We start from the raw sequence: 9,402 nt of genomic DNA, 5'->3' as shown, positions 1-9,402 counted from the left end.
TATCTTGGGTCCGTTGCCAAAAATAGATAAGGGTGGCTACAGAAACAACTCGCTTTCCTGCGGCCCTACACGAAGTGGGGTCGATCGACGTTGCCACAGGACGTGGCGATCTTAGTCGATCCTCCTTTTACCATAAGCCTCCTCGTTCGTTTCACTCCCTGTGGGGTCTCGCCTAGCTCCTTCTCCCGCGGGAGTCTCCTTGTTTCCTTCGCAACCCTATGATTGAAGAGTGAACGGACCCTTCTATAGGCGAAAAGGGGAGCTTGATCCGCCTCCAATGCCTATACAACGGGATTCATCCAACTGGATAAGCTCGTTGTTAAAAATGTCCCTCCACCATAAACCAGCGTTTTTCAAACATGATTTCGAGCTATATATATCGCAAGGTCCGAAGGGGGACGATGCAGACTCCTGCGGGATGAACACGGTCGGTAAGATCCCGCAGGGCTGTTAAGCCCGAGGAAGCTCACCTCAGAAGGGGAGGTTCGACTAAGAACGCCACGTCGTGTGGCAACGTCGAACGACCCTGCGTCGTGCAGGGCCGGAAAGCGAAATCGTCCCCCGCAGGACCTTCCCTCACTTCAAATATCTCGAAATCAAGTGTTACAGAAAAGGGAGCTTAACCCCTTAAGATCACGTCTAACTTGGAATAACGGGTTTCTGGCTCTGCTGCCGCTCGTGAAGTCTGAAAGAATTATGGTAAAATAAAAAGATATGATTTATAGTTGAAATCGTCGAACATAGTAGATTCAAAGTCTAGTCGAAAGAGGTATATCAATTGAAATCTAAACTAGGACTGGCAAGTATACTTTTCATCGGAGCTACGCTTCTCCTCAAGGTCTCCGGGCTTATCCGGGACATGGTCATCGCTTATTATTTCGGGGACAGCTATGTAGCCGATGCGTATCTTGCCGCATTCATTATTCCAAATATGCTGATCTTATTTATGACAAATGGCATGAAGAATGCCCTTGTCCCCACTTATATTCAATCGCTTGAGAAGAACCGCGGCAAAACCTACTTGGGACAAGTCTTTAAAGGAACGCTTGTGCTCGCATTCCTTCTGTCCATTCTCGGCATGGCGCTCGCTCCGTTCCTGATTCCGCTTCTGTATCCGGAATTCAGCCCCGAGGCGACACAGATTGCCACATGGGTGACGATTATCTTTTTCTCCTGTATTGCCTTTGTAGGAATGAACTCGGTGCTTGAAGCCTTTTTCGATGCGGAGAACAAATTCTCCTTATCGATCGTGTCTCAGATTATCGTTATTTTAAGCTCCATCCTGGCTGCCTTTTTATTTGCCAACCAAATCGGAGCCTACTCCCTTGCGCTTGGTTACCTGGCAGGAACGATTTTGTCGCTCGTTTTCAAGCTTTTCCTTGTCGTGCCTCGAAAGGTAATGGACGTAAAACAGAAAATTGAATGGCCGGAAGTGAAGCAATTCTACTGGATCTTCCTTCCTGTAGGTCTCACCGTTGCAGTCGGCCAGGTCAACTTGATGGTTGGTGCGATCTTTGCCTCAGGCCAGGGGGAAGGGGCGGTCACGTACATCAACTACGCCAAAAATCTCGTGCACATGCCTCAGGCCATTTTCGGAGTAACCATTGCGACGATTATCTTTCCAATGCTGTCAAAAGCTATCACGAAGGATGACACTCCCCAGTTTAAGAAAGGGATCGAAAAAGGACTCACTACGATGTATCTCGTCCTGCTTCCTTCCGTGATTGGGATGATGCTCCTGATGCCGAATCTTATTGAGCTCCTCTATGAACGCGGAGCCTTTAATAATGAAGCAACACAGGCCACTACAAACGTCGCCTACCTGTACTTCGGTTCTGTCATATTTTTCAGCTTGAATAACGTAATTAACAAAGGATTCTACACGATGAATAAAGGTCACCTTATTTTATTTATCAGTATCGGATCGATCCTGATTAACGTTTTATTCAACTTTTTATTCGCTTCATGGCTTGGCTACTTAGGCATCCCGCTCGCCGCTTCTTTAATGGCTCTGTTTTATACCGGTGCCTGTCTGTTCATTTTTGTGAGATTGGTCGGGGGTATCGATTTTAAATACCTCGCCGTTGATTATGGCAAAATCACCTTCGCCGTTATCATCATGAGTGGAGCAGTCATTGGAATCCAGCAGCTGATCGGAGGCCTTCCGAATCTCGTACAGATCATCATCGTTGCGATTGTCGGCGCTGTCGTTTTCGCAGGATCAAGCTTTGTTATGAAAATAAATGCTTTCTTATTCTTACTCAATAATATCCGGAAACGAGGAAAGAAATCAGAAGCCTGACCGATCATGGAGAAAGGAGTTTCTTATGAAGAAACGCGTACTCGTCATCAGCAATATGTATCCTAGCAAGGTCAATCCCACCTACGGAATATTTGTGAAAAATCAGGTTGAAGCTCTGCGTGAGCAAGGTCTGAAAATGGATACAGCCGTAAATAAGGATAACCGCAGCGGCAAAAGGAATTTGATTATTAAATATGGAACGTGGCTCCTCCGAATTTTAGCCAAGCTGATTACCAACGGCCGTAAGTACGATGTCGTGCATGCCCATTATATTTTCCCGAGCGGCTTGCCGGCCTTGCTTTTTAAAAAGCTGTTCAAAAGCAAGCTGATCGTAACGTCCCACGGCGGCGACCTTGATCAGATGGCTAAGAAGAATAAATGGATTGCGTCGTTGACCAAGTACATTCTAAAGCAGGCCGATCATGTGATTGTCGTAGGAGAAGCTTTAAAGCAGGAGGTTGTCGGCCACTTTGGTGTGTCTCCTGAAAGAGTCTCCCTCATTAACATGGGGGTCGACCGGAAGCTTTTTGCCCCTAGAGGTGCGGAGCTGATGAAACAGGAGTTAAACCTCAGTCCGGATCATTTCCACCTCCTGTTTGTTGGGAATTTAATTAAAGCTAAAGGGCTGACCGAGCTCCTGAAAGCCTTCCAATCCCTCAACGAAGAGCGGCGGAATCTGGAGCTTCATATTATAGGAAGTATGAAGGATGCGGGTTATTTATCCGAGCTGAAAGAAAGCGTCCAGCCGGAGAACAAAGAGGTTGTTCATTTTCACGGCACCAAAGACCAAGAAGTACTGGCAAAATGGATGGCTGCTGCAGACGTGTTTGTGCTGCCCTCTTATATCGAAGGGTTTGGACTGGTCGCGTTAGAAGCCATGTCCTGCCATACACCTGTGGTCGCCTCAGATGTGGGCGGTTTATCTTACCTCTTGAGTGACGAAGCAGGCGTGCTTGTTCAACCTGAAAATGCCACTTCCCTGCGTGAAGGGATCGATCAGGTCATTGCTGATCCTGAGAGACGAGCAGCCATGATTCAAAAAGGCGAACGCATTGCCGAAGAGAATAACGAAAAAACCCTAATCAAGCGCATCATCGATATTTATAACCAATAAGAACCTTAGACAGCTCAAATCATCTATATGAGGATTTGAGCTTTCTGTTAGGAAGATACGAATCTCCTTCTTATTTGATATAATTTGTATAGGAACTCCATAGTGCAGAAAGGAAATATTCAAATGAACGTAAGGCAATACCATCCTAAAGATTTAAATCAGGTTCAATCCCTTTTCCAAAAAACATTCAATCAGGAACGATCGTATGAGTTATGGGATTGGAAATTTAAACAAAACCCTAAATCTGACTCCCCATTTATTCTTGTCTGGGAAGAGAACGGGACGATTCAGGGTCATATCAGTTTGTGGGTCACCGAAGCTTATCTGTCCGGAGAAAAATCAACCATCGGCCTGCGCGTCGATACGATGGTGGACCCGGATGCACGCGGCAAAGGCATCTACAAACAATTGAACGAAGCACTTTTAACCGAAGCGAGCGATGCGGGGATCGATTATTTGTACGGTTTTCCTGCCCCAAAGGCGAAAGAGTTATTCATCCGTTACACTGGGGCTGTCCATATGACAGACATGCCGCGCTGGATGTACATTCAAAGGCCTGTATCCGTGCTCGCGTCTAAATTCGCGCTGCTGAAACTTTTCAGGCCGCTCGATCTCGCTTATGCGAAGTGGAAAAATCCGTACAAGCCCACCTCCTCTTCGCTTCATTGGAAAAACATCACGGAGTGCGGTCCGGAATTTGACGATCTGGCTCAGGAGACACGCCACCTAGCCCCTGCTCTCATAGTGAGAGATGCCGCATATTTGAATTGGCGATACCTGTCCCATCCCGAAACCGAGTATGAAATTCATGCGGTGTATCACCAGGAAATCCTCCAGGGATATGTCGTAACAAAAATCACCACGAGCAGCGGATTTAAGAATGGTTTAATTGTCGATATGCTCGCAAATGACGAGGAGATTTGGGAAGCCCTGCTGCAGAAGAGTTTTGAGGTGCTCAAACAGACCGACGTGATTCAAACGTGGGCGCTCACTCATACCCCTCTTGCCGCTCATCTGAAGAACAATGGATTTACTCATAAAGACAGCCCGATGCCCTTAGTAGGTAAAGAGATTAATGGATCCCTCCGCTTTTTAAATCAATCGAACAAGTGGTACATTACCCCGGGCGATGTAGATTCGTATTAAAAAGGAGATCTAATTTATGAAGCGACAACTACTCAAACTAGCGCTGCCAGTCCTATCACCCGCGAATCATATGATCATCAGCCGCTACTATAAAGCCGAAAGACCCTTGAAAGACGTCACCGAACAGCGCGTGCTCCTGTTTGCTCCGCATGTGGATGATGAAACCATCGGTGCTGGCGGAACGTTAATGAAACATGCAGCAGAAGGAGCAGAAACGCATGTAGCTTTTTTAACAGATGGATCTGGCAGCCAAAGTAAAGGTGCAGCCGATGAATTAGTAGCGGCCCGGAAAAAAGAAGCCCGTAAAGTAAAAGAACTGCTCAACCTGACTTCCATTGACTTCTTCGATGAAAAAGATGGACAGTTAACCAGTGACCCTCGGACAAGAACTTGGATCAGGAAGAAGATTGAAACGGTCCAGCCTGAAGTGATCTACGCCCCCGTATTCGTCGATTGTCACGCGGACCATATCGCAACCGCCCAGCTTGTCCGTGACACCCTTGAGGACATGGGCCGAGAAGATATTACGATCCGTCTTTATGAAATTAATACATTGCTGCCTAAGGAAGAAGTGAACTGCATCGTGGACATCTCCTCGTATATCAGTCGGAAGAAAGAAGCGATTGATGTGTTCCAATCCCAGGCGATCGATTTTGACGGCTTTCAGAGACTGGAGAAGTTGAAGCGTTATCTGGTGGCGGGTTCAGTACAAGCCGTCGAAACTTTCCTTGAATTAACACCGGCTGAGCTCCGCAGCCGCTTCGACCGGATTCAGGGTAAATATACGTACAGTGAGCATTTCAAACAGGTGAACAAAGAAGTAACCTTACTTTATGCGATGTACAAAAATTTAACTTTTAAGCGGAAGGTGTATGAAGAAAGTCGTAAATAGTCCAGACGGCTGATCCTTACTAACTCCTTTTAATAATCAATCAGGGAAAGTAATAGTTGCTCCTAAGATAGGAAACGTCCAGGCAGGTAAACCTGGACGTTTCTTTTTTGTCGAATATCCCGTTTCGCAAAGATACTTACTCTATTAGAATCATTTTCTGTCTATGTGCTGCTTTTCTTCGACATCATTTTTCTAACGATAAGGTAGACCATCACCCCGAGAATGAGCGGCAGGAAGGAACCACCGAACTCAACGCTTCTTCCATTCTCTGATGAGTAGTCATTACTATAGTGAAATTGCAGCCAGCTTAGATCAAATAGACTGCCAGCGGCGTAAAAGATTAAAACTGAAACTATGGCTGATCCTTCAACCAGTAATTTTCTCATACGTCACCCCCCTGCTAGAAAAAGTTAATTCCACTTTTTCAATGCTGTCCAAATTCGCTTTATCTTTCTGTCTACAGGTTTGTGGTCATCGGATTGTTGCTTCTGCCATTCATTGTAGCTCGCTATTCCGATAAGGATTAATCCAGCAAGCAGCAGGTACACCCACCACGGAAGGTTGCCCCAGTAGGGCCTGGTTTGGTAAAGCACATTGAAGATCAGCACACCCATGCCGACGAAAAAGTAAGACTTAACTCGCCACTGCATACCGGCAATCATCGAAATGAGCGACAACCCGCCAAGGATCCATGCATCCCAAATCGTATGACTCTGGATACCATCGACGACTAAATATGCAGCGATCAACAGGAGAATTCCCAGTTGTATATGATTCAGAACCCCGGCGTATTCCCGCCATGTATTTCTCCGCAAGAAGAATAGCACCAAAAGGATGGGCAGGGCTTGCAGTTCAGCTTCGATTAAGTCAGGGATCAGAGCGTGATAATCCAGCAATACGATAATATACCCGGCATATAGACATGCGGCTCCTAAGGTAATGAACGATTTGCTTAGCAGCGGCTCTTCCCATTTTTTTGCATTAAACAGGAACCAGATACTCAATAAAACCACGGGGACTACCCGGATCCAAACATTCTCATCCACCATAGTCGCTAAGTTCAGATAGCCAATGTACAGGAGCGCTGTCCAGGAGTAGGCATCGGCTTCTAATTTAGGCCCGATCATTACGGAATGGAAATAACGGCCAGCGGCAAGCAGGATCCCGATACAAACGACCATTAATATAACAAGCGTCAATCGTTCCCAATCGACGGTCACCTCATGCCATAGCGCCAGACTAAATAATAAAGGAACAAATCGGGCAAGCGACCATTTTCTGCGATGCATAAAGAAAAGGATCAGAATAACGTACCCTACTGCAAACAGCCATTCATAAGGAGCCCAGGGTTCCAGTCTATTGATAAACAGTGACAATCCGAAAATGGAAAATGGAATGAGATACCATTCGATCCTTTTCTTCCACGTGTCAGGTACACCCATCCATATCCCTGCAATTCCTATACTGGTCACAAGCCAGGCGTATGTCTCCGGAACAGCTTCCCACCAGCCAAAGTAGCCAGGGACCGTCCATACAGCAAAAAACAGCGTCGTCAAAGCTGCGTAAAGCATTAGCTTGATCGCCCATTCGCGTGCGGCTGTTAACGAACTGTAGACATACAGACTAAGAGGAATAACCAGCACCCATGGATACATAGCTTCCCCGCCGAGTGAATTGATCAGGAAAAGACCGATCAAGAGCGGCTGTACGGCATGAGCCAGCCAGTAAAAATAAGGCTGTCTTTCTCCCCATTTTCCGAGTCTCACATCTCCAAGAAAGACGAGCAGAACCGGCGCTACAATCATATAGGTGAAAAACGAAGCAAACGAATCGAACGACAATGGATCAAGTAAAGAGATGTAAAAAGCTAACATCGTAACAGAAACAAACAGCCAAAGAAATGCTCTTTGAGCATACAGCACAAGCCACATCATCATACCTATGCCGATGAACAGAATGAAAGGACGGATCAGGACAGGATCCACCCAGGGATTGCCTGCCAGGATAATCATAGCCAGGATATAAGAACCTTGTCCTGTATAAAAACTGGCCGCAGACAACTGTTTATCACGGAATTTATTCCATACGAGATGGACGATGGTAAGCAAGATTCCCGTCAAAGCCAAATGAAACGGAAAAGCTAAACCTTCTTTATAAGCAGGAAACCAGCCAATAAGTGGTTCATATAAAATAGCAGCTGAAATAAACAATGCTACCGGGTGCACCCATATCGCCGTTTCTCCCATGTCCATATGGCTGTATTTTCTTTTTAAAGGGTAAGCAAGAACACTTATGGCGAGGAACATGAAGGAGCTATAGGCCAACCGTTCATCATACAAGCTGTACCCAATACAGCCCGCCATGACGGATATCGATGTATAAACCGTGCTAGGTGCGATCACTTGCAGCCAGCGGAGGTTCGTCCATAACCCAATGTAGAGAAGAGACACAACTGCCCCAATAAACAGGAACAGAAATAGCGGTCCAACTTGCGTGATTTCCCACAGCTGCCAAAGCGTGATAAAGAAAAACACAGGGGTCATGTAATGGAAAACCACGTAGCTGTTCAAATTCGAGAGTAAAAGGTAATTGACGGTGATGATGGCATAAGCGATAAGCAAGAGCCATGAACCCTCTTCGCCTCTCAACAAGATACTTTCGTAGCTAATATAAACAAAAGCACAAAAGGACACGATTCCGCTCGTATAACGAAACACTTTTTCTACAAAATGATGATTTCTAAATGCATAAGCAAACCCTAAATACACGAGTCCAACCACTGCATATACAGTAATGTCGACCGACTGCAGAGGGGAATTCTCCACCAGTTGATAGATGGCATACACCACCATCACGGAAAAGACGAATTGATACTCTTTAGTCTGATAGATGAAAACCATCGCCATATAGATGCTAGCTGTCAGCAGCAGATTAAAGCTGTAAAAGACTTCACTCTCGAAGAAAAACAACATCAGCAACGTTGAAAGAACCAGGTTCAGCTGAGCGTAGAGCGGCAATTCTTTTATAAATAACGACCATCTATCCGAATTCTTGAACCAAACATACCCTCCAAGCAGGATCGCATTGAAAAGCATTAAACACATATAGAACGCGTCCATCGATAGAGGAAGAGCGCCAAGGCTGAATCCGATCGATAGCGATAAAAATACAAAGGAGATCCATACATATAAGCGTGACTTATGTACCACTGCATGCCTGATGTATAGCGGCAGTGGAAGCAGCGTACCAAGCAGCCCCAAGAGATACCTGCCTTCCCCGTACAGGGATAGATAATCACCGAACAATCCAAAGAATCCAATCGCTACAATAGCAATCGGTATCAGCAGACTTCCTAATGTTAAAAAAGCAAAGGCCGTCTTTTCGATTTTCAGAAACTTCCCTGTAGCATAACTCAATCCGTGAAAAAACAAAGAGACAAAGAAGATCGAAAAAACTTTCATCCCTGGCCCCATCTGTTCCCACTGACTTGTGGCAACAATCAGACCTGTGATCAAAAGCAGTGAAACACCAAGAATAAGTGACCACGTAATGTTACGTTCACGAATTTCTTCTTTGGATTTTGTTTTTTTCACTTTCTTCGGTTTCACCGGCTTCTGTTCTGGGACCGAATCGCGCGCCTCTGCTGGCTCTGCTGCTGTGTGAAGCTCCTTATGTTCTTCTTCCCGCTTCTTGTCTTGTATGTATGTACGATCGGCTTCTAATACCTTAAGGTAAGCTTCATCGGTTAAGTATCCATTGTTACGTAAGTGCTCAAGCTGATCCTTGAACACTTTCCGCTTCTCGTTTTCTGGTAAATGGGCCAAAATTCTCCCTCCATCCTTCACGAATATGTACCTACTTGTAAGGGTAAACTTGCCCATTCACGTTTGCAACCTTTTTTTGGAAAATTCTAATAAGGCTTGACCCATAAAAAAAGTACCAGAACCT

General features: G+C 45.6%; 6 protein-coding genes. 4 read left to right on the top strand and 2 right to left on the bottom strand.

What is annotated here, in order from left to right:
- Positions 1 to 778: 778 nt before the first annotated feature.
- The 4 genes from murJ (at position 779) to ACTWPM_RS14525 (ending at position 5,454) form a co-directional block, all read left to right on the top strand.
- Positions 779 to 2,302 (top strand): murein biosynthesis integral membrane protein MurJ, encoded by a 1,524-nt coding sequence (murJ, locus tag ACTWPM_RS14540; RefSeq protein ID WP_443133750.1) that lies wholly within the window; start codon positions 779 to 781, stop codon positions 2,300 to 2,302.
- Between the two features lie 25 nt (positions 2,303 to 2,327).
- On the top strand, positions 2,328 to 3,416 hold the full coding sequence (locus tag ACTWPM_RS14535; RefSeq protein WP_443133749.1) for a glycosyltransferase: 1,089 nt from the start codon (positions 2,328 to 2,330) through the stop codon (positions 3,414 to 3,416).
- 123 nt (positions 3,417 to 3,539) lie between these two features.
- Positions 3,540 to 4,562 carry a GNAT family N-acetyltransferase gene (locus tag ACTWPM_RS14530; protein WP_443133748.1) on the top strand — a complete coding sequence of 341 codons (1,023 nt, stop codon included), beginning with the start codon at positions 3,540 to 3,542 and terminating at the stop codon, positions 4,560 to 4,562.
- A 16-nt stretch (positions 4,563 to 4,578) separates the two neighbouring features.
- Positions 4,579 to 5,454 carry a PIG-L deacetylase family protein gene (locus ACTWPM_RS14525; RefSeq protein WP_443133747.1) on the top strand — a complete coding sequence of 292 codons (876 nt, stop codon included), beginning with the start codon at positions 4,579 to 4,581 and terminating at the stop codon, positions 5,452 to 5,454.
- 161 nt (positions 5,455 to 5,615) lie between these two features.
- Here the strand turns inward: ACTWPM_RS14525 and ACTWPM_RS14520 are convergent, their stop codons facing one another.
- Positions 5,616 to 5,840 (bottom strand): hypothetical protein, encoded by a 225-nt coding sequence (locus ACTWPM_RS14520; protein ID WP_443133746.1) that lies wholly within the window; start codon positions 5,838 to 5,840, stop codon positions 5,616 to 5,618.
- Positions 5,841 to 5,864: 24 nt separating this feature from the next.
- Entirely contained in the window at positions 5,865 to 9,278 is a 3,414-nt protein-coding gene (locus ACTWPM_RS14515) for an SCO7613 C-terminal domain-containing membrane protein (protein WP_443133745.1), read from the bottom strand.
- Between the last annotated feature and the right edge of the window lie 124 nt (positions 9,279 to 9,402).

It is taken from the genome of Halobacillus sp. K22 (assembly GCF_052246795.1).
Classification (GTDB): Bacteria; Bacillota; Bacilli; order Bacillales; family Halobacillaceae; genus Halobacillus.
Note: the sequence above shows the minus strand (reverse complement) of the source record. Positions and strands in the feature narration are given on the sequence as shown.

Bases quoted from the DNA above. Each gene is read 5' to 3' on its own strand.
- ACTWPM_RS14535 (WP_443133749.1), top strand. From the start codon at position 2,328: ATGAAGAAACGCGTACTCGTCATCAGCAATATGTATCCTAGCAAGGTC.
- ACTWPM_RS14530 (WP_443133748.1), top strand. From the start codon at position 3,540: ATGAACGTAAGGCAATACCATCCTAAAGATTTAAATCAGGTTCAATCC.
- ACTWPM_RS14525 (WP_443133747.1), top strand. From the start codon at position 4,579: ATGAAGCGACAACTACTCAAACTAGCGCTGCCAGTCCTATCACCCGCG.
- ACTWPM_RS14520 (WP_443133746.1), bottom strand. From the start codon at position 5,840: ATGAGAAAATTACTGGTTGAAGGATCAGCCATAGTTTCAGTTTTAATC.